Genomic DNA, 25,239 nt, shown 5'->3' on the forward strand with positions numbered 1-25,239 from the left:
TTGACGATTACTGGAGCACGTGTACAGCTAGGAGCCAACAACAACAACTGGACTGCGGCGCAGCTCGTTCGGGACTTTTAAGGATTCCACCCGCGTCAACTGCTGCGCGTGGTTGGCATGATGGGGTCATGGACTATCCCTCGGAACCCTTCGCCCGCGTCGGCATTATTGGCGGCACGGGCCTGTACCGGCTGCCCGGCGCTGCCGTGCTGGAGACGCTGGATGCCGCGACGCCTTTTGGCCCGCCGTCCAGCCCCGTCACCGTTGCCCGGCTGCCTGCACGGGACGGTCCCGGAGGTGCGGACGGACCGGTGGTCGTGTTCCTGGGCCGGCACGGCCGCGGACACAGCATTGCCCCGCAGCAGATCAACCACCGTGCCAACTTCTGGGCGCTCAAGAGCATGGGTGTGGAGGCTGTCATTTCGTCCGCGGCAGTGGGCGGACTGGTTCCGAGCCACGGAACCGGGACCTTTGCCGTACCCGACCAGTTTCTGGACAGGACCTGGGGCCGGGCGGACACTTTCTATGACGGCTCGCTGCCCACCGGCGTGCAGCACCTGCCCGCCGCCGAGCCCTACAGTGCCCCGCTGCGCGCCGCACTCCTCGACGCTCTGGAGGTGCAGGGCGAACACTTCGCACCGGCTGCAACCGTGGCTGTCATCAACGGGCCACGCTTTTCCACCAAGGCCGAGTCGGCAGCCCTGGTCCGGGCCGGTGCGCATCTGGTCAGCATGACCCAATACCCCGAGCCGGTGCTGGCGGCGGAGCTGAACATGCATTTCGCGGCGCTGGCGTTCATCACCGACGCCGACACCGGCCACGACGGTTCCGAGCCCGTGACCGCGGAGTTGGTACTCGGCCGCCTGGCGGCCGCGCAGCCGCGGGTTCTGGCCGTGCTATCCGAGGCGGCGAGGAGGGTATCCGCGGGGCTGGCCTGCGTGGAAACGGCGGACGGCGGCGGATTCCCGCGGATGGCCCTTATGCCCGCCGACGCCGTCGCCACTGTGATGGGCGCCGCCAGCCCGGTCAGCCCCGGTACTGGAAGGAGGACGCCGTGAAAATTCTGGTCACCGGCGGAGCCGGTTTCATTGGCGGCCACATCGTCGGGGCCGCCCTGGCCCGCGGCTGGGAGGTCCGGACCCTGGATTCGCTGGATCCGGTGGTGCATCCGGTCAGGCCGGCAGCACATCCCGGCGCGTCTTTGCTGGTGGGCGACGTTGGCGATGCATCCACCGTTGCTGCGGCTTTGGAGGGGATCGACGTCGTTGTCCATCAGAGCGCCAAGGTGGGCCTCGGCGTCGACTTCTCCGATGCGCCGGACTATGTCCGCAACAATGACCTGGCCACGGCCGTACTCCTGGCAGGCATGGCCTCGGCCGGCAGGGACAAGCTGGTGCTGGCCTCCTCCATGGTGGTCTACGGCGAGGGCGCCTACACGGACTCATCCGGCCGGCTGGTGCGGCCCGGCCCACGCCGGGTGGAGGACATGAACCACGGAATCTTTGACCCCCGGGACCCTGTCACCGGCGAGCTCCTGCAGCCCACACTGGTCACCGAAGGCGCGGTGCTGGACCCGCGGAACGTCTATGCTGCCTCCAAACTGGCCCAGGAAAACCTGGCATCGGCGTGGGCCCGTTCAACCGGAGGCACTGCCGCGGCCCTGCGGTACCACAACGTCTATGGCCCCCGGATGCCCAGGGACACACCCTATGCGGGCGTGGCCAGCCTGTTCCGCTCGGCCCTGGCCCGCGGGGAGGCGCCGCGGGTGTTCGAGGACGGCGGCCAGCGCCGCAGCTTCATCCACGTGGCGGACATCGCGGAGGCAAACCTGTGCGCCGTTGAAGCGCTGGCGGCAGGCGGGGTCATGGCGGCAGGCAGTATGAGGGCATACAACGTAGGAGCCTCGGAGGTCCATACCATTGGTCAGATGGCCGGGGTCCTGAGCGCTGTTGGCAGCGGCCCGGTCCCCGTGATCACAGGGGACTTCCGGCTGGGCGACGTCCGGCACATCACCGCGAGCTCTGCACGGGCCAAAGCCGAACTGGGTTGGGCTCCGCGGCGCAGTTTCGAGGACGGCATGCGCGAGTTCGCCACCGCCCCGCTGCGTGGGGAACTGCCCTAGACGGCCGGTCCCAGAGCCTCCTGGCCAGCGGGGATCCGCAACCGAAACCGGCACCCACCCGCAACGTTGGCAACCTCCAGAGCACCACCATGGGCCTGCACGATGCCGTGGACAATGCTTAGGCCAACCCCTGCGCCGCTGTATCGCGATTTGGTGCGACCGGCGTCCTTCTGCCAGCCCGCGGTGAGCATCCGGGGCAGGTCCTCCGCCGGGATCCCGCCGCAGCCGTCCCGTACCTCTACCACCGCCTCGCCGGCGGCGGAGGTCACGGCAATGGACACGGTGCTGCCACGAGCACTGTACAGAATGCCGTTGAGGACCACATTGCGGATGGCCCGGGACAACGACGCGCCATCGGCAGCCACCAACGTGGGGGCCACGGCGTCGCCGTTGATGGCAATGGCCCGGCCGGCCGCGACAGGGGCGAGGTCGGCAATTGCGTCGCTGACGACGTCGTACAGGTCCAAGGGCCGGTGGTCCAGCACCAAGGTTCCAGCCTGGATCTTGGAGAGCTCGAGCAGGTCATTGACCAGCACGGCCATCTGGTCGGTCTGGCCGATTATTCGCTGGTGGTAGCCGGAAACATCCTCGGCAATGCCATCCTCCAGCGCCTCGGCCATGGCGCGCATGCTGGCCAGCGGGGTACGCAGATCGTGGGAAACCCAGGCCACCAGTTCGCGCCGTGCAGCCTCCACTGCCTGTTCCCGTTGTCTGGATTCTTCGAGTTTATGGCTGGTGGCAGCAAGCTCGGCGGCCAACGCGGACAGTTCCGAGGTCATTTTCCGTTGCGGTGCCACGGGCTCTCCGCGGCCGATTCTGGCCGCGTCCCCGGCCAGGCGGTTGGTGTTCCTTGCCAGCCCTACTCCCAAGACCACTGCGACCACCGTGGCAACGACCGAGGCGATCGCCAGGATGAACCACATCACCTGAAGATCCGCCTCCGAGATGAACATGGCGTTGAAGGCGCTCACCATCCCTGCCACCAGGATGGCGATAGTGGCCAGGACCACGAGCAGGATCTGCACCACAATGGAGGTCCTGCCGAGCAGTCGCTGCAGCACCACAGTCACGGCGCCGATGGCCAACGCCCATGACAGCACAACCGTGACAATGATGAACAGATCGCCGCTAGTCATGGCTGGCCGGCTCCGTGCCGTCGTCGAACCTGTACCCCACGCCCCACACCGTTTTCAGCAGCACGGGCGTGGTGGGGTTGGCCTCGATTTTTTCGCGCAGCCGGCGCACGTGCACTGTCACCGTTGACAGATCGCCAAAGTCCCAGCCCCAGACGGCCTTGATGAGTACGTCGCGGCTGAAGACCTGGTTGGGGCGGCGCAAAAAGAACGCCAGAAGGTCAAATTCCCTAGCTGTCAGTATGAGGTTCTTATCGCGGTATCTGACAATGCGCGAGGCCGGGTTGAGGGCAAAGCCGGCCAGCTCCACGGGCGGTTCCGGGGTGAATTCCTTGACGCTGCGGCGCAGGACGGACTTCACCCGAAGCACAAGCTCACGGGGCGAGAAGGGCTTGGTGACGTAGTCATCAGCGCCCATTTCCAGGCCCAGGATGCGGTCGTCTTCGGTGCCCAGCGCGGTGAGCATGATGATGGGCATGGAGTGGGTGAGCCGGATCCGCCGACATACCTCCGCCCCGTCCAAACCAGGCAGCATACGGTCCAGGATGATCAGGTCCGGGTTGTGCGTCCGGGCCAGATGCAGGGCACTAAATCCGTCACCTGCCGTATCAACCTGGAAACCAGCCAGCACCAAATAGTCGTGCACCACCTGGGCGATGGTGGCCTCGTCTTCAACGAGCAGGATGCGCCGGTTGCCAACGTCCCCTGGGTCCGGGTCGGGCTGAACACTATTCACGTACCCAGCATAGGTTCGTGGACGCCACTTTGGGTCTGCATAGGGCTTCCGGAGGGCAAGCGTCCCGGTTCCGTAAGGATTTCCACCTGCCGCGCCGGTCCCGCGGATTCTACGGTCGAAGGGTGGAGAAAAAACAGAGCAGTTCGCACGAAGGAACCGGCACGGTCAGCGCCCCCTGCGCAGCGGATGACAACGCCGGCCGCGCACCCACCGTGCTGGTGGATGTCGTGCTGCCCTGCCTCAACGAGCTTTCGGCCCTCCCCCAGGTACTGGGGGCCCTGCCGCCCGGATACCGGGCAATAGTGGTGGACAACGGCTGTACCGATGGCTCAGGAAAGCTTCGCCGCCAGTCTGGGGGCCGCCGTCGTTCATGAACCGAGGCGCGGCTTTGGTGCGGCAGCCCATGCTGGCCTGGTGGCTGCCACGGCGGAGTTTGTGGCCTTCTGCGATTGCGATGGTTCGCTGGATCCTGCACAACTGGCCCCGATGCTGGAGCTGGTGCGCACCGGGCGTGCCGATCTGGTCCTGGGTGCCCGGCGGCCAGCCCGCGGCGCGTGGCCGGTCCATGCCCGGCTGGCCAACATCGTCCTGAGCAGGCGGCTGCGCCGGTTGACGGGAATCCCCGTCACGGACTTGGGCCCGCTTCGCGTGGCCCGGCGAACTGCGTTGCTCGGGCTGGACCTCACCGACCGGCGCAGCGGTTATCCGCTGGAAATGTTCCTCAAAGCCCACCGCGACGGCTGGCGCGTGGCAGAGGTTCCGGTCGCTTATGCGCCGCGCCTGGGCAAGTCCAAGGTGACCGGCACGGTGCGTGGAACCCTGACAGCACTCAAGGACATGAGGGCGCAACTGGCCGCCGCATCGCGGTGGACGCCAGCTACCGGCGCCGGTAGACCGACCGCGGGCGGACCCCCGGCCGAGTCCCGGGGAGCGACGCCGTGATCCTCACCATCGCGGTCGTCGCCAAAGAATGCATCCCGGGCAAAGTCAAGACGCGCCTCACGCCACCGCTCACGCCTGCGCAGGCAGCAGCCCTGGCCCAGACCAGCCTCAGTCAGACGCTCGAGACTGTGCGGTCCTTCCCCGCGGCCAGGCGGTTGCTGGTGTTTGACGGGGCGCCGCACCGCAGGGACGCTGCGGGTTTTGAAGTGGTTGCCCAGAGTGGTGGGCCGCTGGACGAACGGCTGGCGGTTATCTGTTCGTTGGTCACCGGCCCGCTGCTGATTCTGGGCATGGACACGCCCCAGATTTCCTTTACACCACTCGCAAGGCTGGTGGCGGACTGGTCCGCCCCGACGCGCCGCTACGACGCCTGGATCGGACCGGCAACGGACGGCGGCTTTTGGGCCTTGGGGCTGCACCGGCCCTACGGCAACCTGGTCCGGGGCGTGGAAATGTCCACCCCTCAGACCGGGTCGCACCAGTTGGCCCGCCTGACCGGCGCCGGCCTGACGGTGGGGCTGTTGCCCACATTGACGGACGTTGACCACTTTGCCGATGCCTTGGCCGCCGCCCGCGCTTGTTCCGGCACACCGTTCGCCCGCGCGGTTGACCGCCTGGCCCTGGGGCTGCCGACGGCGAAGGAGCCCGTTCCGGTGCCGACCGGCGCAGCAACCCAAGGGCCGGCCCAGGGATGAGCGCCCAGACAGCGTCCACCAATACCGGCCCCTGGGCAGGCGGCGGATCTGCTGGCGGCAGCATCCCGGTCGCCTCGTTTGGCCAAGGAGGACACGAGCCGTACGCAGGCAGCCTGTCGCTCGGCCTGGGGCACCTGACCCTCCGCCCGGAATCCGCCCGCCCGGAACTAATCGGGCCGGTCCACTTCAGCATGCAAGGCTGGTCCGCCCCGGCCACCGCCTGCGAACGCGAACTGCTGCGCACCCTTCGCGGGCCGGTTCTTGATGTGGGCTGCGGCCCTGGCCGGATGCTTGCCGCCGCCGGTGAACTGGGCTTGGTGGCAATGGGCGTTGACGCGAGCGCTCCCGCGGTGCGGGTGGCCACCAGCCGTGGCGCAGTGGCGATTCATGGCTCCATCTTTGACCCGATCCCGCACGAGGGCGGTTGGGCGTCGGCGCTGCTGCTGGACGGGAACATCGGAATCGGCGGGAACATACGGGTGCTGCTGGAGCGTGTTGCCGCACTGCTGGCACCGGGCGGGCACGCGTTGGCAGAGGCCGAAACCCCCGATTCCCTTGATGTGGCCTATCTGGCCGTGTTGGAGGATTCGGCCGGACGGGCCAGCGCCGCCTTTCCCTGGGCCCGCGCCGGCGCGAAAGCTCTGGCAGCCCATGCAGCCCGGGCGGGGCTGGCCTCCGTCGCCACCCGGACTGTTCAGGGCCGGGTCTTTTTGACGCTGGAACGTCGGTTGTAAAGTCCGACGGCGGCCACGAACCCCGCAGCGGCCACCAACAGAACCAGCCAGAAGATGCCCAAGGCCTGCACATAGTCCCCCTGCAGCACTGTACCGTTGGCCCCGCTTCCCGGGCCGCTTGGCTGGAGCACCTGCTGGGCGCGAATCAGCGGGGCTGCCAGCAAGGTCACCACCGCCCCTACCAGCAGGGCGCCGCGCACTATCGCCTGCTGGACGGGGCGCAGCCCATACGTCAGCCGCGACAGTCCGCCGCCGGCCAACGTCGTCACGGGGACCAGCACGCCGTCGTGCACCACCAGTGCTGCGGCAAGCCAGGCCGCCACGCCGACCAACTGGGCAAGCGGCACATTGGCCAGGAATCCGAAGACGGCATAGCCGAGGGCTGCCACGCCCAGAGCGCCCAGAGCTGCCCGCACCCACCAAAACGGTCCGCTCTCCATCGTCACCGGAGGACCCATCAATGGCAGTCGCATCAGATCACCTCCACTTTGTGCACCCATTTGGTCTGCAGTACCCCCGGCCGGCCGGGGGCGATGATTCGTGCCGGATAACCGTGGTCAAGGTCCAGCGGCGCGCCGTTGAGCTCCAGCGCCAGCAGCGTCTGATCGTCCTGGCTGTACGCGGCGGGCATGAAGGAGCGCCCGTACACGCCGCCCTTCTCCAAGCTGGAAATCTGCAGTCCGGCGTCCGGGGGCGCCCCTACCAAGGCCATCAGGTCCCGAATCCGGACACCACGCCATTGGGCGCCCTGGCTCCACCCCTCCACGCAGGAGATGGGAAGTCCGTAGCTGTGCTGGGGCAGGGCGGCCAGCTGGGACAGCGTCAGCGTCTTCTGCACCGGTCCCGAGGACACGGTCAGTACCCAGTCGGGGGCCAGCGCAGCGACCTCAACACCGGCCTGGGCCGCGGTCCGGTTGACCGGTACCCCCTGCGGCCCCGCGTCCATCCGGCGCGGTGCGAAGAGGTTCAGGCCCTCCAGCCAGGCGAACGACTGGCCCGCAGTCGTCAGAACGACGACGCCGGTACCGGCGGTCATTGCCGCCAAGAACCCCCTGCGGCTCCACCCGGGCCTGGTGGCAGGCGCCATGGCAGCTGGAACGGTTTCGGGCTCCGGCGCTGCTTCAGCAGCCTCACCCGTGATGGCGGAAGCCTCCGACCGGCGGCTCCAGTGCGCCCGGATGAGCGGCAGCTTGACTGCAATGTGCAAGGCCAGCGAGCCAATGATCACCCAGCCCAGCCAGTAGTGGACGTCCTTGAAGGAAAACGGCCAGGGATACCACTGGAAGGTGTTGAGCAATCCGATGGTGACTTCCACCAGAGAGGCGGACACGAAGAGGGCAATCGAGGCCCGCTCCAGGGCGTGCACCACGGATTTCAGCGGCGGCCAACGCAACAGTTCGGGAAATACGGACCAAAGCTTGGCCGCCAGCAGCGGAATGGAAGCTATCCCGGTAGTGACGTGAATGCCCTGCGTAGCCGCGTACACCCACACCGGACGGGTCGGTAATAACATCCAGCCGGGCGGATCCTGCAGGAGGTGGCTGAAGAGTCCGGTCAAGAAGCAGACCGTGAACGCCATGCCAAGCCAGCGGCCCAGCACCACCGCCAGGCGTTTGCTCCGCAATCGGGAGGAAAACCGTCCGTTCACCGCCTCCATCCGCTGCTGGAGGAGGGTGGTCAATCTGTCCATACTCACATCAGACCACCGAGGCCCGCACCCAGTCCCGGGCCAGACCTTACAAAACGCGAACGCTCCTGTGGTTCCATGGCCCACCGTCCTGCACGTGGTGCAGGATCAAGCGGTGAGCGAACGAACACGCCGCCGCGCGCGGGCCGGCCAGGCTCCCGGGCCAGCGGGGGACAGCCCGGCGGCACACGGGACGCCGCGCGCCGGCGCAACCATGGCGGCGCTGGCGCTGGTGGCATTGTTGGCCGGCTCCGTCTGGTGGACCGTCACCACCGATCCGTCAGCGGAGTGGGTGTCCCCCCTTGGCGCGCTGGCGGCATGGGTACTCTTTCTCTTGGCCGCCCTGATGGCGCGCCGGATGCCCGCCCGGCATGCGGCCGCCGTCGTGCTGCTGGGCTCGGTACTGCTGGGCACCGCGGCGATTTCGGCACCGCCAGCCACGAGCAATGACTCCGCCCGCTACGCCTGGGATGGCATCGTCCAGAAGGCGGGAATTAGCTCTTACCGATACGTGCCGGCCGATGAGGCTCTTCGGCAGCTGCGACCGGAATGGCTGTTCCAGGACGCCGGACCGGACGGAACCTGCCACACCAACCCCTTTTCGTCCGGCACGGAGACCACCACCAACATTCCCGGCGGCGGCACCCTGTGCACGGGAATCAACCGGCCCTCCGTGCCCACTGTCTATCCGGCCGTGGCGGAGCTGTATTTCCTCGCCGTCCGGCTCCTCCCCGGCGCAGAGGTTGGGTTCATTGCCTTCCAGCTGGTCGGGCTGCTGCTGAGCCTGGCCGTGTATGTCTGGCGGACCACCAACGCCGCCCGGCCATGGGACGGGTAGGTTGTCATGCTCGGCGGGACGCTGCTGCTCGTCTCGCCCAGCTACCCCTGGTACGCCTTGCTGCTCCTGCCGTTCGTGGTGCTCAGCCGGCGCTGCGAGTTCACCGCCATCGCCCCCGTACTGGCAATGATGTATTTCACCGGCGCCGAACCATACGGCCAACTGGTGGCCCGGCTGGGACTGGGCGCCGCCGCCGCCGCACTAATTCTGGTTGCCGCAGTCGTGAGACAACGGCGTTCCCCGGGCTGAGGTGGCAGCGTCTTCCTGCTTGGATCCAACGGACTCAACATTTTCATCCTGATGCATGACTGTTTCCACCACGATGAGTGATACGGACAGCAACAAAGGATGCGTTATGTCAGGGGTGCTCTACCCAGCAGGCGAGGATGGTGGTGGAGAGCTGGTAGGCCAAGGCGTTTCGGCTGATGCTTTCCGGGCCCACAGTGTTCGGCAGGTCCGAGGCATCGACGTGCAGGACGAAGCTGTCTTTCTGGAACACGGCCGAACCATCAGCGGTTTCAAAGGCCGGGAAGCCCAGGTTTGCCAGGCCTTTGATGGGGGTCGCGTCCTTTGCGAGGGCCTGCATCGCGTCGAAATATTTCCTTGCGGTTACGGGGTCTCCGGCTTCCTGGACGGAAATATCCAGCGCACCTTCCTGCAGGTGGTAGGTGCAGGTGAAGGTGCTGTCCGCCCAGTGGTTGACGGTGTGCGGGTCCTCCTTCAGGTCAAGGATGGAGGTGAGCCTGTCCATCGGCTGGTCCCCGCACACCATCTGGGCGGCGTCGCTGGGTCCGGCCGGAGTTGCGCCGGGCGTTGCCGCGGCGCCGCCATGGTGTCCGCTGGCGTTGCTGCCCGAATGTCCTGCGCTCGGCGTAGGTCCCGTTGAGGCCGGCGCTGAAACGTCCGACGGCGGGGCGGACACCGCGTCCACCGATCCCGCCGCAGTAGCGCAGCCGGAGAGCAGCAGAGAGGCGATGGCCAAGGCGGCCAGTGTGTGGTGTCGGTGTGTCATGTTGTCCGTCCTTGCCTGTTCCCGCTCCGCAGGAGAGGTCCGTTTCAGGCTTTGAGTTTGGCGTAGATGACGTAGTTGTCGTCGAAGAGCCCGGTGGCGGGGTCGTAGCCGTCGCAGGTGATCAGGCGGAGTTCGGCTCCCGGGGTGTTGCCGTAGACCTCGAGGGTGGGGAACTCGTTTTTGCTGTAGAGGGCTCCGCGGTCAACGGTGAACACGGCCGTACTGCCGTCGGTTCGGGAGACGTTGATCTCGGTACCGGGTGTGAGTTTGCGGAGGTCCGCGAAAACACCCTGGTTGCCGCCGAGCGCGTTGACGTGGCCCAGCATCACGGAGGGCCCGCGTTCGCCTGGGGTTGGTGAGCCGTTGTACCAGCTCGCTGGTGCGCCGTTGCCGGTGTCCTGCGGGACTTCCAGGGAGCCGTTCTCCCGCAGGCCCAGGTGGAGCAGGTCGGTCCGGACCCCGATCGAGGCAATGCTCAGGGTGACCGGAGCTGAAGCACCCAACACCGGAAGCTGTTGGGCCGCCGCCGGTGCAGCCGGTGACGGCACGGCGGGTGGGGCCGAGGGCGGGCTGGGCGGCACCGAAGAGGAGGCAGAGGCCGAAGGCACCGCGCCGGCGTCGGGAGTTCCCGCTGTTCCGGCGGCGCAGCCGGTCAGGGCCAGCAGGAGCAGAACCCCGGCCGCCGCGGGGGCCAGGAAGCCCCCGCGGCGGCCGTGGTTCTTGGTTCTCACAGTAGTGATCCGCTCAGCCCGGGCTTAGGCTGCTGCGTTGGCGTTGCGGCGGCGCACAGCGTACGCTCCACCGGCGAGAGCGACCAGGACCAGGCCACCGCCGAGGGCGAGGGCTCCGGCGTCGTTCCCTGTCTCCTGGCTGACGCCGGTGTCAGCACCGCCCGCAGGCATCTTCATCTGCCCGGCCGTCAAGGTACCGCACAGTGCGGGGGACGTCGCGGCCAGCGGCAGGGTCGGCGCGAGGTCTGACTTGGCGGCCTGGCCGGCTGCGCTGAGGGTGGCGGGGTCAAGGCCGTGGACCACAACAACGGCGGTACCGGCTTTCAGGGCGGCCTTGGTTTCGGCGTTCACCTCGAACGTGCGGTCAATGGTGTAGGAGGCACCCTGCCCGGCGACCTTAAGGTCCAAGCCCGCTGCCGGGCTGGTGTCCCCGCTGGTGGAGAGCGTGGTGAGGATTCCGCCGTAGAACGGGGCACCTTCGGTGGTGGAAATGACCTTGTCGCCGTCCTTATCGGCCGACGGTGCCGGACAGGTGCCCTTGGCTCCGCCGTGGATGTGCTGGACGTGCGGGTACGGCGCGTCCATAAAAGTCGAGGCCAGGCCCGAAACATTCAGGACAACGTGAGCCTGATTGCCCGTAACGTCAACAGTGACGGTGCCCGAGCCTGTGCTGCCGTTAATCTGGCCCAGGGTCGACTGGTAGGACTGATCCGCTGCCATCGCGGGGGCACTGGAAAGGGCCAGTGCGGCCAAAGCCAGCGTGGGGACGGCCATAAAGCGAAGTGTCTTATTCATTGAAAAGATCTCCTCATACACGCGAGTGTGATGTTGGTGCCCCCGGACGGGGATACCTGTACTTCGGAACAACTCGCGGACTGGATGGGCGCGGATATTGCAGTTCAGTAAATCCGTGCTGCCCATCGCAGCGGCTGTCGGCGGTGTAGCAGTTCCCGCCGTTATTTATGCGCTGATCGGTCTGGCCAGTCCTGAGACCCTGCAGGGCTGGGCGATCCACGGCAACCGACATTGCTTTCGCCGTTGCTGTGCTGGCGATCATCGGGTCGCACCTGCCCAGTGCGCTGCGGATCTGCCTGCTGACTTTGGCCGTGGTCGATGACCTTCTGGCCATCAGCATCATCGCGGTGTTCTACGCCTCCGATATCCAGGCCGGGCCACTGCTGCCGGCCCTCCTGGCGGCGGCACTGCTGGTTGGGCGGATCCGGCAGTACCGTGCTGTGCAGGCCGAAGAAGGCATCGCTATAGACCGAGACGGCATCCCGGACGTTTACCAGGAAGACCGCCACCCGTGACCTGACCCGACGCGCGTACGTGGACGGTCCCGGCCGGAACACACCGCAGGAAGCTTCGCGGCGAGAAATCGCTGCTGCGCTGGTTGGAAACATTTGGCACGTAGCGCCGCTTCGGGAGCGTACCAGCGGTGCCGTGGCCTGCAGCACCTCGGACCCGCTGAGGCGGTTTCTACGCAGCTGGGCATGCGCCGCCGACCCTTCAAAGACGGCGACGTCGGAACTGAGCAGGATTGTGGCCAAAGTTGATCCGAAGGCGACAGTGCTGTTGCATGGGTACTCGTACGCCATAGGCGGGTTTTGGCTGCATCTTCCGTACAACGGGACGTAGTGGACAGTACGCGTAGTATTTCCGGTTCGGCGAGCTTGGATCCAGCGCCCAGGGGACGGATGACGAGGAAAAGGACTCTCCGGATCTGATCCTCTGATGGGAGTGTAGACAATGACTGATGCACCTGTAAGGCTGGCGGCATGTTCCCGATGACTGGGCGTGGCGCGCAGTGGATGGATGCATTGCGGACACAGCTTTGGCCGCTTCCGGTGTTGGCGGTTGCGCTGGCTGTGGTTCTCGGGACGGCGGTGCCTGCCCTGGATGCTGCAGTTGACGGCAAGCTGCCAGAAAGTGTCACTGTTTTGCTCTTCAGTGGAGGGCCGGAGGCGGCCCGGTCAGTGCTGCAGGCGATCTCGGGTTCCCTGATCACGGTGACGTCCCTGACGTTTTCGCTCACCGTGGTCACGCTGCAGCTGGCCAGCAGCCAATTTTCCCCGCGGCTGCTGCGGACTTTTACCTCGGACCGTTTCGTCCACGGGACGCTGGCCCTCTTCCTGGCTGCCTTCGCTTTCGCGTTGACTGTCCTTCGAAGCGTCCGCGGCGAAGGCAGCGGAACCAGCCCGTTCGTCCCGGAAATTTCCGTCACTGTCGCGTTCGTTCTCGCCATAGGCAGTGTTATCGGGCTGGTGCTCTTCTTGGCGCATCTCACCAGGGAGATCCGGGTGGAAACCATGATGCGCAGGGTCAACGTGGAAACCCAGGAGACCATCAACCGCGTCTTCCCGGAGGACCGCCCCCTGCCGGCGCCGGGACCGGATCCGGTCCCGGCAGAGGGGAAGATCCTCATCAACTCCACCAGTTCCGGATTCCTGACCTCCGTTGACAAGGGCGCACTGAAGCGGGCCGCGGAAGATGCGGGGGCAGTGATACGGATAGACCGGGAACCGGGCAGTTCCCTGGTGGCCGGTGTTCCCTTCGCCACCGTCTGGGCCGTTCAACCGGGAGCAACGCTCACCACTTCAGCCAGAGAAAGGCTGATTGAGGAGGTCAACGCCGCTGTGGCCACCGGGTTTGAACGCACCAACGTCCAGGACGTCGGATTCGGATTCCGCCAGCTGGTCGACGTCGCTGCCCGTGCACTCTCCCCAGGCATCAACGATCCCACCACCGCAGTGCACGTCATCGGGCACCTCTCCGTACTCCTGTGCCGGCTGGCGGAGCGAAACCCTGGCCCTGAGCAGCTCAGGGACGACGGCGGGCGGGTGAGGGTTGTGGTTTCGCTTCCGGAACTCGAAGACCTTCTCAACATGGCGATGAACCAGCCCCGGCAATACGGAGCGGCAGATCCGGCCGTTGCAGGCCGGCTCCTGGGCCTGCTTGAGGAGCTCACCTGGTGCGACCGGAAGGACAAATACCGGGTGGATATCCGAGAGCATCTGGGCCGGATGCGCAACGCCATCGGTGCCGCTGACTATTCGCCGGCAGAACGGCGGAGCCTGCTGGAGCAGGCCGACTCCATAGACCGCATGCAGCCAAAGAACCTGCACCCCGGCAACCCGGCGAGCCCGTGAGATTCCCTGCCCGGAACGGGACAGTCAGTGCCCGGCCGGGGCTTGTGACCTGCGCTTGAGGTTGCCAAGGCGGCGACCATACTCGTCGCAGCCTCTTGCCTGGTGGCCAGGCGCGTACCGCATCGTGGCCTTCCAAACCGACGCCAAAAGTAATGCACGTGTGATGGTTTGAACTGTGGCCGGAGGTTAGCCTGGACAGATGGTGTCCACCAGGAAGTGGGAATGGCCGCGCTGAGTTGGTCTTCAAGAGGAATGCTGCGCTGCCCGGTCCCGGTGCGGGGCGTATTCGCATGGTTCCTTCTGGCCCTCCTCCTCGCGGGGGCAGCCTCCTACACTCACGGCAGCCGGTACGACCTCGTCCCAGGTCACAGTTCCTTCCAGTCAGTCGAGAAAAGAGACGTTGAAGCAATGCCGCCGGACACCGCAGCCAGCCATGCCGGCCCTTCGGCATCGGCATCCCAGCCCGTCAGCGTCGTCCACGAGGCCAACCCGTCCGTGGAGCCTGAGGCTCTGGATCAGGAATGCTGTGAACGGCGTCTGGCTCCCCGGAGCGAACCGGCACCGTTGAGGGATGGGCGCAGTGGACCTGCCGCCCTTGACCCACCAGGAGCCTGGTGGCGGAATTCTTTGTAGCGTTGTGCCTTCGGAACCGGCTTTGCCGGCGCTGACCGTGGTCAAGCTTTCCATCGGCAGGACGTAGAAACGGTTCGCCGTTCCACTTTGTCACGACCCGCTGTTCAGATCCCGAAAGAGAAACCAATGACACATGCACAGTCCATGCTGGACGCCCAACCAGAGGACCTCGGAAGCATTAATGCGGGCAGCATGCGTCGATGCACCGCCACTGCGAGGTGTGCGTCGAAACCTGTCGCCGCTGCGAGCAGGCGTGCGCTGATCTCCTCACCTCGTTGGGCTGAGGGGCGCAATAATGACACATTCACAGATTTCCCGGGCGGATCGTGGTGCCCGGCAGAAGGCACAGCCAAGCAACGCAGCGCGTGACTGGCTCTCAGAGGATCCGCAACTGCGCCGGATGCTGACCACACACATCCACTGCGGTGAGCCCATGCAGCCGGTACCCGTCGACCTGGGCCTGCCTGTCGCGTCCCCAGGAAGGAATGACGGCGGCCTGCTGACGTACAGGTGCGCGTGCGGGTTTAGATTCAATCAACGGCGGGACTGACCGGGCCGGTGTTCAGCGGTCATAGTTGCAGGAGGCTCCTGTCCGGACGCTGGTGGTGAGACGTTCGCGCGGGACCGCCTGCGGGGAAGGAGTCAGGAATTATCCGGCAGGTGTTGGCGGTGCTCCTGCGCTTGGGGTCGGCCCTCTTCAGCCCGCCATATCTGATCATTGGAGGCAGGACATGAAGGCGGTGGTTATCGGGGCAGGCATTATGGGCCCGTTCGTTGCCCGCCAGCTCGGCCTGGCCCCGCAGATCATTATCACCAGCGCCAGGGCACCGGCCGGTCCAAGACCGTAATGAATGGCCTCACTGACCGCAATCAACGCACTGTTCCTCCCATGGCTCAGGAGATGTCCAGGCCCAGCTCCGGGGCCAGTGGTCCGAAGGACTTCGCCGCCATCCCCGCCGCGGCCGTGGTGGCGAATAAGGACGCGGCCACGGTGACCCACCACCAGGACTGCAGCCCCGGAAAGATCGTGGTCCGGCGGGCGGGGGAGGAATCCATGGTGCAGTCCTGACGGTATGAGCGCTGATGCGCCGGGGTGCCACCAGTTTGCGGCACCTGCCCTGAGAAAAAACTGAGAGCCGCTCCGCCGCTTCTCAGGTTCCGCTCAACGGGCGTCCGGGATACTGCAAGTACCAACGAAAGGGGGCCGGGCATGCGGGTGCTGCTGGTCGAGGACGAAAAAATGCTGGCCGAGACGGTCCGGCGCGGACTCACTAATGAGGGCTTCGTGGTCGACATTACCCATGACGGGGTCAGCGGCCTGTGGGCTGCTACGGAGAACCCGTACGACGTGATCCTGCTTGATCTGATGCTTCCGCTCAAAAACGGGTACGACGTTCTCAAGGAACTCCGGGAGCGGCTGATCTGGACCCCTGTTCTGATGCTCACGGCAAAGGACGGGGAATACGACCAGACGGACGCATTCGATCTGGGAGCCGATGACTACCTAACAAAACCCTTCAGTTTCCTCGTGCTCGTCGCCAGGATCCGTGCCCTGATCCGCCGTGGCGCCCCGGAACGGCCCGTCACCCTCACCCTGGGGACGCTGGCACTGAACCCCGGCAGCCGCAACGTCCGCCGGGGCGATTCCCTCATTGAATTGACAGCCCGGGAGTATGGCCTGCTGCACTACCTGATGCGCAGCCATGACCAGGTCGTGTCGAAATCCCAGATTCTCGACAACGTCTGGGACCCGGCGTTCGAAGGCGGCGACAACGTCGTGGAAGTTTACATCGGGTATCTGCGGCGCAAGATCGATAGCCCCTTCGGTCTGCAGACCCTGACCACCGTCCGGGGAATGGGATACATGCTGACCGCTGACCGGCCAACCGGATAAAAAGTGATGTCCGCGCCCGGCTCTCCTGCTCCGGTGCAACGAGCGGCACGTGGTGGGGGGCGGGCCTGGCCGGCCGGGGCTCTAAGCGCTGCCGGTGTGGGACCGCCATAACGTGTGCGGAGCGGCTTCCCCGAATTCGAGTTCCTCTTCGATCATTCGCTCGTCAGTGTGGACTTCTTGGGGGTACCCGGTGAGGATAACCATATCCGGGCCGCCCTGACCTCGGTCCGGCGCGTCCGGACCCGCGGCCCGGGCGGCGTTGGCGGCAGTTCCCGTCGTTTTACCGTGTTCCGCGGCGGAAGCCGAACCCATGCCAAGGGTCAGCGCGACGATGATCGCCAATCCGGTGCTGGTTGCGCTGCGAAGGTTCATACGGAGAACACTTCCGCACTGGAATTGAGGAACCGCTGTGACGTCCCGCGCTCCAAGGCCGCTCCCACATAACCCGATGAAGCCGCAACTGGCCCGTGCCCGGGCTTTCGAATCCTTGCGAAGCCGGTCACAGCGCCTTCATGGAGCTTCGGCGAGCCGCGGGTCCACTGCCAGGTCCGGCCCCTCTGGTTGGCGGGCGGTGGCGGGAGCCGGAGGAAAGCCCAGCTCGAATCGGCAGCCCCCGCCGGGGGTTTCACCGGTGCGGATCCAGCCGTGGTGAGCTGCCATAATTCCGGCCGCGATTGCCAGGCCCAGACCGCTCCCGCCGCTTTCACGGGACCGGCTTTGATCCAGCCGGACAAAACGTTCGAAAATCCGCTCCCGTTCAGCCGCCGGCACCGGCAATCCATCGTTGTCGATGCTAATGAGCGCCCCGTCATTGGTGTTGCGCAGCCGAATGCTGATCCGGGATGCGGCGTGCCGGTCCGCGTTGTCCAGGACGTTGCGCACGACCTGGCCCAGACGCCGCGGGTCCCCGGATACCCTGACGGGTTCGAGGCTGACCTCGATAACGCGGGTGCTGGTGGAACGCAGCCGGCGGATCTCCTCGTTCAGGACATCATCCAGATCCACGTCCGTGCTCTCGAGCCGGAGACCGCCGTCGTTGGTTTTGGCCAGGGTCAGCAAATCCTCCACCAGGTAACGCATCCGGGCTGTTTCCCCCGCTAAAACGGTTTTCATCTGTTCCCACGTCGCGCCGGAATCGTCAGCGGCGGCGATCTCCACTCCGGCGCTGAGTGTCGCAAGCGGGCTTCGCAGTTCGTGGCTGGCGTCCGAGACGAAGCGGCGTTGTTCCTGGTCTGAGGCCTGCAGCCTGCCCAGCATCATGTTCATCGTCTCGGCCAGGGACTGGATCTCATCGGCGGTGGGCGGCACGTCCACGCGCCCGTCCAGGCTCCGTGCGCTGATCCCTGCGACCTGACCACGGATCAGTTCCACTTGCCGCAGCGACCGCCCGACCAGGACCCAGACGGAAATACCGACGACCACCAGCAGCAACGGGGTGGCCCCGAGGATGAACCAGGCCACTGTGGAAACGGTGTCAGCCTGGACCTGGACGGTCGCGGCGACGACCACCGTGTAGAGCCGGTCCCCGACATCGACGCCGGTCGCCACGATCAGGAAATCGTCGTTGTCATGGAGGCTGTCCAATCCGGTCACGTCCTGGGTCAGGGTCTGTCCGGCCCCGGGGCGAAGGGAAGTCAATGGGGCCGCGGCAGCTGCAGGTATCGATGAGGCAAATACTGAACCTCCCGGTGCGAGAATTTGCACGTATTGACCGGTATGGGCGGTCGAGGCAATGTATTGGCCGGCCTCGGCGACGTCCTGTCCGGAGATCTGTGCGATGACGTCGAAGCTTTGCTGCCGCGCCGTCGTTTCCGTTGACGCCACGAGGGAGCTCTGGAGCAAGGCGAGCAGGACGATCCCGCCCACGGCCAGTGCTGCCGCGACGACCAGCACCGCGGTCGCGGTCGCGCGCTTGCGCACACCCCAACGCGCACTGCGCCGGCGCGCCAAACCCTGAGCAGCATCCATGTTCCAAGGATGGGCCCGGCGCAGGGCAGAAAACAAACCCCTCCCCCGGGTCCCGTCTCAGCCGGACCTCAAGCACGCTAAGTCTCCTCTCAGGCGCCACGGGCCACACTTGAACCATCGCCACCCGCACCGGGAGGCACCGGCGGACCCAAGAGCCCGCCACGAAAGGAGCCGGACATGAACGTCAAAGACCTGAAAACCAACACCAAAATCGTCATCGTCAGTGCAGGAGTCCTCGGCATGGCCGGGCTGGGCCTTGGGGCCGCAAACGCTGCAACACCGGCGCCGACCACCACCCAATCCGTGACAGCGGACACGCCCAGCGCGGGCGATACGGCTGACACACCAGGTGCCGTCGACACGCCCACCCCGGGCGATACGGCTGACACACCAGGTGCCGTCGACACGCCCACCCCGGGCGACACGGCCGATGCTCCGGGTGCTGTCGAGGGCACCGAAGCGGCAGACGCACCGGAGGCGCCCGGTGATTCCGGTCCGAACATTGAGCAGACCGGTGACCACACCGATCCCGGGGACGCCCCCGGTTCCCCGTAGCACCGACCCGCGCAGGCGGCCTTGAGGAACGGACCGGCCGAGAGCACAGCACAGCCGGTGTACCGGGACCCGCGAAGCACCCCGCTTCGCGGGTCTTCCGGCGCCTGGGCAACAACACCAGCGTCCGGTATTAACTCCCGGCGTCCGGGAGCACCGGCAGTTCGAAGGACTACGGTATGAACACTCTTTCCGGGTTGGATCTGCTCACCGGGGTCGTTCCGGTCAGTGTCGGGTCCGCGGCAGGGGCGGCGGCGCTGCTCCTCCTGCTCCGCCGCGGGCGGAGTTGGTGGATGAAGATAGCCTCGGCGGTCTCCGCCGCGGCCCTGCTGGCTCTGGGGACAAGCTGGTACTTGGTCCATGTGGCCGCAGTATCAGCCCAGGCACTGCCCTGGCCCGTGACCGGGTGGATCGGTGTCGCGTTCCTGGCTCTCCTGTTGGCGGGTCTGAACATGGCGGGAACCGGCTGGCGGCGCAAAATTACTGCACCGGTGGCCATGGCGGTACTGATTCTGGGCGCCGCGTTGGAAGTAAATGCCTGCTTCGGCACCTACCGGCCCCTCGGTGAGCTGACCGGAGCCAATACCGCAGCGATCCAGTCGCTTCCGTCAGGCTCCCGGCTGGTGCCCCGGACCGCGGACCCGTCAGGACCCGGCCCGAATACGGGCCCGTTGGCGGCCACATGGGTGAAGCCGACGGGTCTCCCTGCGGCCGGGACGATCAACTCGGCGCAGATTCCGGGTACGGCGTCCGGCTTCGCCGCCCGCAGCACACAACGGACTCGCACCCGTCGTAGTCATACCCGATGTCAACGGCTCCGCCACGGCCAGCACAATGTGCATGGATTCGCGCATCGCCAAGGCCGGCAAGTACCTCTCCACCGATGTCCCCGCCTGGATCAAAGCCACCCTGAGAGTGGATCCTGACCCTGTCCGGTGGGCGATCGGCGGTTTCTCTTTTGGCGGGACCTGCGCCCTGCAAATGGCGTCCCTGCACTCCGACATACACCCCTCAGTAATCGACGTCAGCGGCGAAGCGGAACCGGCACTGGGCCCCGACCGGGCCGCGACCATCGCACAGGCGTTCGGCTCAGACACCGCCGCCTTCGACGCGGTCGCGCCCCTGAAAGTCCTGGCCACCCGGCACTACACCCACAGCAGGATCTACCTCGCCGCCGGGGCGCAGGACGGCACGTTCGCCGGCTACCAGGCCCGGATCGCTGACGCAGCAGCTAAAGCCGGCTTTGACGTCAAGACGGCCCTGGTGCCCGGGCTGGGACACTCCTGGGAGGTTACACGGCAGTCCCTGGCTCCGGCCGTGGACTGGCTCGCGCCCGCCCTGGGGCTGTACCCCTGATGTCGGAATCCGAAGGGTTCGGCGCATCCTCAGGGTTCTCTTATCGGCAGCGGCATAAGTTGCTAAGCATGACGGAAATGGCAATCGAAACCAGTGCGCTGGCTAAGACCTACGGATCGAAACAGGCCCTTGAGGCCCTGAGCCTCGAAGTTCCCAGAGGCGAGATCTTCGGCCTGCTCGGACACAACGGGGCGGGCAAGACAACGACCGTGAATATCCTGACCACGCTGCTGCCTGCCTCGTCCGGCACGGCACGGATAGCGGGCCACGACGTCAGCACCGGCGCTGACCGGGTGCGCCGGTCGATCGGTTACCTTCCGGAGAATGTCCAGTTCTACGACAACCTCACGCTGGCGGAGAACCTGATGTTCTTCGCCCGGCTCTCAGGGGTACCGGATCCCGCCGCCCGCATCGAGGCGGCACTGGCTGCCGTGGACTTCACCGGCCACGGCCAGGAACGGATGTCCACGTTCAGCAAAGGGATGCGTCAACGCGCCGGGATCGCACAGGCCATCCTGCACGAACCGAAGGTTCTGTTCCTGGACGAGCCGACCTCCGGGCTGGACCCGCAGGGTGTGGCCAAACTGCGGGAAATCATCATCGGCCTCAACCAGTCCGTGGGAATGACCGTGTTCATGAATACCCACCTGCTGGCAGAAGTGACCAAGACCTGCACCAGCATCGGGATCCTTAGCTCAGGAAGGCTGATCTACCAGAACTCCGTCGCGGCCACCCTGGAGGCTTTCCCGGACCAGGCATCGCTTGAAGATATTTACCTCCACATCGAATCAGACACCCCCTCATGAATCCCTGGTTAGCCACCGTCGGCCACGAACTGCGCAGCGCCGGCCGTGAACGCCTGCCCCAACTGCTGATGATGGTATTCATCGGGATGACCGCCGCCTCGGCATTTATCGGCTCGGCCGCGAAGGCAACCGTCACCGAGGTATACAACTCAGCGGCCGGCCAGGGGCTCACGAGTGCGCCCAATCCGTTCGGGAATGTCCCGCCGCTCTACTATGCCCGCAACACCGTCATTTACATCCTCCTGATCGGGGCCTTGCTGGCCATCGTGATCGGTGTCCAGTCCGCGATGCGGGACCGGCGTGCCCGGACGGTCGATCTGGTCATGACCCGGCGCTTGTCCCCGGCCGGCTACCTGTCCGCGAAAATGGCCGGCATCAGCCTGGGACTCCTCGCCGTCCTGGGGACCTCGGCACTGATCAGCGCAGCCTGCATCAGCGCCGTCACCGGAACCATCCCCGCACCCGATCAGCTGCTCCGACTCACGGCACTTTTTGGCGTGGCATGGCTCTTCCTGCTCTTCTTCGTGGCCCTGGGCATGCTCAGCGGGATCCACGCATCCAGTTACACCTCTGCAATGCTGATCCCCATCGTGATCTGGAGCGTCATTATCTTCGTGTTGCCGCTGCTCGGGACCGCGGTCCACCCCGTCTCTCTGCTGAACCCCGTGACACCGCCTACGGCCCCGCAGACCGGCATCTTTGCGCTCACCGCGGCCCTCACCGGTCCCTTGTCACTCGGGGAGCACTTCAAACACGTCGCCGCAATCCTGCTCCAGGACCCCCAAGCCACCGGCACCATAACCGACGGGATCACGGTGATCCTGGCCTTCCTCTCGGCCGGGATCGGCGCGATCGTCATGACCGGACGGCCCAGCATGCGAAAGGAAATCCATGACTAACCTCATCACGCTGTGCCAGAAGGAACTCCGGGACCTCTCCCGCAACCGTTCCGTAAGGCTGCTCATCCTCTTCCTGGCCGTCGTCGTCGTGCTCTCTGTCCTCGTCGCGGCCGCGGACTTCCGGACCAAAACTGCCGACTACAACACCTATCTCGCGGCCCTTAGAGCCAGCGGTAGTGCCGTGACCGCGCCGCCGCCTGACCTTTTCCCGCTACAGATGCTCCGTGCGGGCATGGAATACCTGGAAATCGTCGGGAGCCTCTTCGCCGTAATCCTCGGCTACGGACTGATCGCCAAGGAGAAGAACAACGGGACCCTGCAACTGCTTTTCACCCGCCCTCTTGGCAGGCACAGCGTCGCCGCCGGGAAAATCCTGGCCGCCTTGATCATCTGGATCGCCGTCACCACTGCCCTGTTCGCCGTCATCACCGCGACTTTGTTCATCGCCGGCAACGCCCCCTTGACGGGAACAGACCTCATCCGGCTGCTCATTGCTGCAGCCCACACCACCATTTACCTCACCCTGTGGTCCCTCGCGGCGCTGGCCCTGGCCGCCCTCACCCGGGCCCCGGCTACCGGGCTGATCCTGGCCCTGGTCCTCTGGCTCGTGGTGGTCCTGATCATCCCGCAAATCGGCGACACCATGGACCCGGACAACCAGATCCCCGGCGGCCTCTTCGCGAGCCTCCAGATCGACAAAGCCCACGAACACGCCGTCATGGCCAACTTCACCGGCTACGAAACAGCCCGCGACCTCATCGAACAAACCTCCCTGACCAAACAATACGAACGCCCCCTCTTCGCCTGGCTCGGCATCAAAAACCAATTCAACCAACAGAGCCCTGCATTTGTGTGGGCAGGGACGTTCAACCACAGCCTCTGGCTCCTCGCCGGATTCTCCGCGGCCGTCACCGCAGCACTCCTGGCCGGCACCCGGGACAAACTCCTCCGAAAGGCCTAGAACCATGAAGACGCTCACCCTCAAGAAAATTCTTCCCCTGGCACTGGTCGTCGTCGCCGCCCTGGCCGCGATCCTGATCTGGCAGGGGACCCTCGGGGCCCCCACACCATCGGCCCAGCCTTCATCAACAGCCCCGGCGGCCACCGTGCTGCCCGTCACCAAAAACCCCATCGCCACCACCGGAACCGCCCCGGGACTCACCATCAGCAAAGCCAAGGCCGAAGACAACACCGACCCGCAAACCAACGCCGCCATTCCGGACCGGATCCAGTTCACTTTGAGCAACTCCACCCCCGCCCCGATCAGCAGTATCGAGGTGTACTACACCATGAGGGATTCAGTCACGGGACAAACGGAGTCCTACTACCAGAAGCTGGACGGACTGACCCTGGCCCCGGACACGTCCGCCACCGTGTATTTCGACAACGGCAACGACCCCGGGCACTACCCGGAAAACAAATACAGCCTCTACCGCACCTCAACCAACGAAGTACAAATCAGCGTTGAGGCCGCCGCGCCCGGACTGGCACCAGCCACCGCCACCGCCACGAAAGCCAAGGGCACCGGCGAAAAACTGGACTGACACAGGCTACTGCCGGGCCACGCGACGGTGCAGGGCCACGCCTCAGGATCCCCTCAGGCGTCATCATCAATGCTGGTAGTACCGATACGAACCCGCAGGAGATCCGCATGAAGAGTCCGAGCCAGAGCCAGACGGCCGCTGGAGGATCAACCCGTCCGGCGGCCCGAGAACAGGACCGCACGTCATGACCTGGATCATCGATGCCATCCGCAACGCCGGGTCCCTGCCCGCCTACCTGATCATTACTGCCCTGGTCTTCGCCGAAGACGCCCTGTTCATCGGATTCATCCTGCCCGGTGAAACCGCAGCAGTCCTCGGCGGGGTCTTGGCCAGCCAGCACCATCTCCAACTCTGGCTCATCCTGCTCCTCGTCATCGCCGCAGCCATCATCGGAGACACCGTCGGATACCAGATCGGCCGCCAATTTGGGTCCCGGATCCTACAGATCCCCCTGCTCCAAAAACGCCGGCCACAGCTGGACCGGGAACGGGACCTGCTCGCCCGCAAGGGAGGATCCGCTGTGTTCCTGGGCCGGTTCACCGCGTTCTTCCGCGCCGTCATGCCCGCCCTCGCCGGGCTATCCCACATGCCCTACCGCCGATTCCTGGCCTTCAACATCGCCGGAGGCACCCTCTGGGGGCCGCGGTAGTCCTTGCCGGATACTTCGCCGGAAACGCCTACCTCACGGCCGCCAAAACCTTCGGACCCACAGTAACCATCGCACTACTGGCCGTCCTCACGGCCGCGGCGGCAGCCTGGTACGTCCGAAAAAGGATCAAAGCCCGAACCAGTCAGTGCCCCGCTGCGCCGCCACTCCAAAGCGAAACTCCCAGCCAGCCGGTGTCCTTGGAAACCAATCAACCCGAAGACCCGCTCCAGCACCATGGCCGGGTCAGCGGGCATGGTGCGGTTGCTGATTTCGCCGGTGGCCGGGTTCAGTGCATAGCCCACGACGTTGACCGCGTGAACATCCAGACCGATGAAAGTATGCTCAAACATAGCCGGGACCTCCCAAACTTCACATGTGGCACTACCATTCCACCCCCGACGAGCCGTCGGGCCAAGGGAGCCGTCAATGGCAACCCACGGACCTCTGTGAAACAGAAGGCCCCGGCCCCCTCACACTTCTCCCTAACGTCACCTGCCGTCCGGGATAAAGGACATCACCGCCGGGGATCAGGCCCCGCAGCGCCGCATTCCTGAGACAGGAAACGGATCACACCAAGCCGGCGCTGAGGGACCGCCCGGCGATAATGGCCGGCCCGGACGGGCAAGTTCAGCACCACACTTCATATTGTCTAGGGCCGTGCGCTGAGCCTCTGGATGAACTCGTCCGCCTGGGCCAGATTGCGGGCCATCTTGGCCCGTTGATAAATCGCTTTTTCCAGGAAATCTGAGAGCCGGGCGTGCGCTTCTTCCGGTGAGTCCGTGGCCCGGCCTAGGGCCAGGAGACCAAGGATTTCGGCCATTTCCTCCAACGAGAACCCCAGCGGCTTCATCTGCTTGATGATCATGAGACGGTCGAAAACATCCTCCGAATACACCCGGAAGCCGCCGTCGGTCCGTGCCGTGGCCGGCAACAGGCCGACGTCGTCGTAGTGGCGAATGGTCCGCAGGGACAGGCCCGTCCGTTCTGCCAGTTCACCGATGTGCATCGTGTTGCTGTTGGTTTTCGCTGTCATCAGGGGACCTCCGTTCTTTATCCGATTCAAACCTTACCATCACGTTAAGTTAGAGTTTATGATGAGCGGTGAGACCTTTATAGGTAATCCCCCTCCTCCCGGCGCGGCGCTGCGCCCCTTCATTCT

At 65.5% G+C, this 25,239-nt stretch carries 29 protein-coding genes and 2 pseudogenes; 19 read left to right on the plus strand and 12 right to left on the minus strand.

Annotated features, from left to right (window positions below):
- Positions 1–128: 128 nt before the first annotated feature.
- Both ACQCS0_RS11785 and ACQCS0_RS11790 read left to right on the plus strand, forming a co-directional pair.
- Positions 129–1,058: an MTAP family purine nucleoside phosphorylase gene (locus ACQCS0_RS11785; RefSeq protein WP_426938412.1), complete on the plus strand. Its 930-nt coding sequence runs from the start codon at positions 129–131 to the stop codon at positions 1,056–1,058.
- Positions 1,055–2,122 (plus strand): NAD-dependent epimerase/dehydratase family protein, encoded by a 1,068-nt coding sequence (locus tag ACQCS0_RS11790; RefSeq protein WP_426938413.1) that lies wholly within the window; start codon positions 1,055–1,057, stop codon positions 2,120–2,122. The genes ACQCS0_RS11785 and ACQCS0_RS11790 overlap by 4 nt, the downstream gene beginning before the upstream one ends.
- Here ACQCS0_RS11790 and ACQCS0_RS11795 read toward each other — a convergent pair.
- Both ACQCS0_RS11795 and ACQCS0_RS11800 read right to left on the minus strand, forming a co-directional pair.
- Positions 2,119–3,258, minus strand: coding sequence for a HAMP domain-containing sensor histidine kinase (locus ACQCS0_RS11795; RefSeq protein WP_354154793.1), 1,140 nt, complete (start codon positions 3,256–3,258; stop codon positions 2,119–2,121). The genes ACQCS0_RS11790 and ACQCS0_RS11795 overlap by 4 nt on opposite strands.
- Positions 3,251–3,991 (minus strand): response regulator transcription factor, encoded by a 741-nt coding sequence (locus ACQCS0_RS11800; protein ID WP_354154794.1) that lies wholly within the window; start codon positions 3,989–3,991, stop codon positions 3,251–3,253. The genes ACQCS0_RS11795 and ACQCS0_RS11800 overlap by 8 nt, the downstream gene beginning before the upstream one ends.
- Positions 3,992–4,113: 122 nt before the next feature.
- Here ACQCS0_RS11800 and ACQCS0_RS11805 point away from each other — a divergent pair, with 122 nt between their 5' ends.
- Genes ACQCS0_RS11805 through ACQCS0_RS11820 form a run of 4 tightly spaced genes read left to right on the plus strand, consistent with a single transcriptional unit; the run spans position 4,114 to position 6,362 of the window.
- Positions 4,114–4,365, plus strand: coding sequence for a hypothetical protein (locus tag ACQCS0_RS11805; protein ID WP_426939781.1), 252 nt, complete (start codon positions 4,114–4,116; stop codon positions 4,363–4,365).
- On the plus strand, positions 4,316–4,933 hold the full coding sequence (locus tag ACQCS0_RS11810) for a glycosyltransferase (RefSeq protein WP_426939782.1): 618 nt from the start codon (positions 4,316–4,318) through the stop codon (positions 4,931–4,933). The genes ACQCS0_RS11805 and ACQCS0_RS11810 overlap by 50 nt, the downstream gene beginning before the upstream one ends.
- Entirely contained in the window at positions 4,930–5,628 is a 699-nt protein-coding gene (locus ACQCS0_RS11815; protein WP_426938414.1) for a TIGR04282 family arsenosugar biosynthesis glycosyltransferase, read from the plus strand. Before ACQCS0_RS11810 ends, ACQCS0_RS11815 begins: the two co-directional genes overlap by 4 nt.
- The gene (locus ACQCS0_RS11820; RefSeq protein WP_354154797.1) at positions 5,625–6,362 is read left to right on the plus strand and encodes a class I SAM-dependent methyltransferase; all 738 of its coding nucleotides are present in this window, start codon (positions 5,625–5,627) and stop codon (positions 6,360–6,362) included. The genes ACQCS0_RS11815 and ACQCS0_RS11820 overlap by 4 nt, the downstream gene beginning before the upstream one ends.
- Here ACQCS0_RS11820 and ACQCS0_RS11825 read toward each other — a convergent pair.
- Positions 6,323–6,835, minus strand: a complete 513-nt coding sequence (locus ACQCS0_RS11825; protein ID WP_354224821.1) for a hypothetical protein — start codon at positions 6,833–6,835, stop codon at positions 6,323–6,325. The two genes, ACQCS0_RS11820 and ACQCS0_RS11825, sit on opposite strands and share 40 nt — an antisense overlap.
- Positions 6,835–8,052, minus strand: a complete 1,218-nt coding sequence (locus ACQCS0_RS11830) for a molybdopterin-dependent oxidoreductase (protein WP_354154799.1) — start codon at positions 8,050–8,052, stop codon at positions 6,835–6,837. The genes ACQCS0_RS11825 and ACQCS0_RS11830 overlap by 1 nt, the downstream gene beginning before the upstream one ends.
- 112 nt (positions 8,053–8,164) lie before the next feature.
- Here ACQCS0_RS11830 and ACQCS0_RS11835 point away from each other — a divergent pair, with 112 nt between their 5' ends.
- Together ACQCS0_RS11835 and ACQCS0_RS11840 are read left to right on the plus strand one after the other, a co-directional pair.
- Positions 8,165–8,887 carry a hypothetical protein gene (locus ACQCS0_RS11835; RefSeq protein ID WP_426938415.1) on the plus strand — a complete coding sequence of 241 codons (723 nt, stop codon included), beginning with the start codon at positions 8,165–8,167 and terminating at the stop codon, positions 8,885–8,887.
- Between the two features lie 6 nt (positions 8,888–8,893).
- Positions 8,894–9,136 carry a hypothetical protein gene (locus tag ACQCS0_RS11840; RefSeq protein WP_426938416.1) on the plus strand — a complete coding sequence of 81 codons (243 nt, stop codon included), beginning with the start codon at positions 8,894–8,896 and terminating at the stop codon, positions 9,134–9,136.
- A gap of 109 nt (positions 9,137–9,245) precedes the next feature.
- Here the strand turns inward: ACQCS0_RS11840 and ACQCS0_RS11845 are convergent, their stop codons facing one another.
- From ACQCS0_RS11845 to ACQCS0_RS11855, 3 genes are read right to left on the minus strand one after another with little or no spacing between them, the layout of a single operon-like run.
- Positions 9,246–9,899 (minus strand): hypothetical protein, encoded by a 654-nt coding sequence (locus ACQCS0_RS11845; protein WP_354154802.1) that lies wholly within the window; start codon positions 9,897–9,899, stop codon positions 9,246–9,248.
- Positions 9,900–9,943: 44 nt separating this feature from the next.
- Positions 9,944–10,630 carry a sortase domain-containing protein gene (locus ACQCS0_RS11850; RefSeq protein ID WP_426938417.1) on the minus strand — a complete coding sequence of 229 codons (687 nt, stop codon included), beginning with the start codon at positions 10,628–10,630 and terminating at the stop codon, positions 9,944–9,946.
- A 24-nt stretch (positions 10,631–10,654) separates the two neighbouring features.
- Positions 10,655–11,425: a CHRD domain-containing protein gene (locus ACQCS0_RS11855; RefSeq protein ID WP_354155277.1), complete on the minus strand. Its 771-nt coding sequence runs from the start codon at positions 11,423–11,425 to the stop codon at positions 10,655–10,657.
- Between the two features lie 100 nt (positions 11,426–11,525).
- Here ACQCS0_RS11855 and ACQCS0_RS11860 point away from each other — a divergent pair.
- From ACQCS0_RS11860 to ACQCS0_RS11870, 3 genes and pseudogenes are all read left to right on the plus strand, one after another.
- Positions 11,526–11,862, plus strand: a pseudogene (locus tag ACQCS0_RS11860) (Na+/H+ antiporter NhaA); the annotation flags it as partial.
- Positions 11,863–12,408: 546 nt separating this feature from the next.
- Complete coding sequence (locus ACQCS0_RS11865; RefSeq protein ID WP_354154805.1) at positions 12,409–13,779, plus strand: DUF2254 domain-containing protein; 1,371 nt, start codon at positions 12,409–12,411, stop codon at positions 13,777–13,779.
- A gap of 815 nt (positions 13,780–14,594) precedes the next feature.
- A pseudogene (locus tag ACQCS0_RS11870) lies at positions 14,595–14,696 on the plus strand (four-helix bundle copper-binding protein); the annotation flags it as partial.
- A 610-nt stretch (positions 14,697–15,306) separates the two neighbouring features.
- On the opposite strand, the gene ACQCS0_RS11875 reads toward ACQCS0_RS11870, so the two are convergent.
- Entirely contained in the window at positions 15,307–15,468 is a 162-nt protein-coding gene (locus ACQCS0_RS11875) for a hypothetical protein (protein ID WP_354154806.1), read from the minus strand.
- A gap of 154 nt (positions 15,469–15,622) precedes the next feature.
- Here ACQCS0_RS11875 and ACQCS0_RS11880 point away from each other — a divergent pair, with 154 nt between their 5' ends.
- Complete coding sequence (locus ACQCS0_RS11880; protein WP_354154807.1) at positions 15,623–16,306, plus strand: response regulator transcription factor; 684 nt, start codon at positions 15,623–15,625, stop codon at positions 16,304–16,306.
- A gap of 81 nt (positions 16,307–16,387) precedes the next feature.
- Here ACQCS0_RS11880 and ACQCS0_RS11885 read toward each other — a convergent pair whose 3' ends face one another.
- Both ACQCS0_RS11885 and ACQCS0_RS11890 read right to left on the minus strand, forming a co-directional pair.
- On the minus strand, positions 16,388–16,678 hold the full coding sequence (locus tag ACQCS0_RS11885; RefSeq protein ID WP_354154808.1) for a hypothetical protein: 291 nt from the start codon (positions 16,676–16,678) through the stop codon (positions 16,388–16,390).
- Between the two features lie 138 nt (positions 16,679–16,816).
- Positions 16,817–18,274, minus strand: coding sequence for an ATP-binding protein (locus ACQCS0_RS11890; protein WP_354154809.1), 1,458 nt, complete (start codon positions 18,272–18,274; stop codon positions 16,817–16,819).
- Positions 18,275–18,451: 177 nt separating this feature from the next.
- Between ACQCS0_RS11890 and ACQCS0_RS11895 the strand changes: the two genes are divergently transcribed.
- The 7 genes from ACQCS0_RS11895 (at position 18,452) to ACQCS0_RS11925 (ending at position 24,080) form a co-directional block, all read left to right on the plus strand.
- Positions 18,452–18,829 (plus strand): hypothetical protein, encoded by a 378-nt coding sequence (locus ACQCS0_RS11895; protein WP_426938418.1) that lies wholly within the window; start codon positions 18,452–18,454, stop codon positions 18,827–18,829.
- 837 nt (positions 18,830–19,666) lie between these two features.
- Positions 19,667–20,182: an alpha/beta hydrolase-fold protein gene (locus ACQCS0_RS11900; RefSeq protein WP_426938419.1), complete on the plus strand. Its 516-nt coding sequence runs from the start codon at positions 19,667–19,669 to the stop codon at positions 20,180–20,182.
- A 68-nt stretch (positions 20,183–20,250) separates the two neighbouring features.
- The gene (locus ACQCS0_RS11905; RefSeq protein WP_426938420.1) at positions 20,251–20,988 is read left to right on the plus strand and encodes an ABC transporter ATP-binding protein; all 738 of its coding nucleotides are present in this window, start codon (positions 20,251–20,253) and stop codon (positions 20,986–20,988) included.
- Entirely contained in the window at positions 20,985–21,887 is a 903-nt protein-coding gene (locus tag ACQCS0_RS11910; protein ID WP_426938421.1) for an ABC transporter permease, read from the plus strand. The genes ACQCS0_RS11905 and ACQCS0_RS11910 overlap by 4 nt, the downstream gene beginning before the upstream one ends.
- Positions 21,880–22,848, plus strand: a complete 969-nt coding sequence (locus ACQCS0_RS11915; RefSeq protein WP_354154814.1) for an ABC transporter permease subunit — start codon at positions 21,880–21,882, stop codon at positions 22,846–22,848. The genes ACQCS0_RS11910 and ACQCS0_RS11915 overlap by 8 nt, the downstream gene beginning before the upstream one ends.
- Before the next feature lie 4 nt (positions 22,849–22,852).
- The gene (locus ACQCS0_RS11920; RefSeq protein WP_354154815.1) at positions 22,853–23,431 is read left to right on the plus strand and encodes a hypothetical protein; all 579 of its coding nucleotides are present in this window, start codon (positions 22,853–22,855) and stop codon (positions 23,429–23,431) included.
- A 184-nt stretch (positions 23,432–23,615) separates the two neighbouring features.
- Positions 23,616–24,080 (plus strand): DedA family protein, encoded by a 465-nt coding sequence (locus ACQCS0_RS11925; RefSeq protein WP_354154816.1) that lies wholly within the window; start codon positions 23,616–23,618, stop codon positions 24,078–24,080.
- Between the two features lie 74 nt (positions 24,081–24,154).
- Here ACQCS0_RS11925 and ACQCS0_RS11930 read toward each other — a convergent pair whose 3' ends face one another.
- Together ACQCS0_RS11930 and ACQCS0_RS11935 are read right to left on the minus strand one after the other, a co-directional pair.
- Positions 24,155–24,430 (minus strand): hypothetical protein, encoded by a 276-nt coding sequence (locus ACQCS0_RS11930; protein ID WP_426938422.1) that lies wholly within the window; start codon positions 24,428–24,430, stop codon positions 24,155–24,157.
- Positions 24,431–24,729: 299 nt separating this feature from the next.
- Positions 24,730–25,113: a MerR family transcriptional regulator gene (locus ACQCS0_RS11935; RefSeq protein WP_354154818.1), complete on the minus strand. Its 384-nt coding sequence runs from the start codon at positions 25,111–25,113 to the stop codon at positions 24,730–24,732.
- Between the last annotated feature and the right edge of the window lie 126 nt (positions 25,114–25,239).

Origin of the sequence: Pseudarthrobacter sp. S6, assembly GCF_050156575.1 — a bacterium.
Classification (GTDB): domain Bacteria; phylum Actinomycetota; class Actinomycetes; order Actinomycetales; family Micrococcaceae; genus Arthrobacter.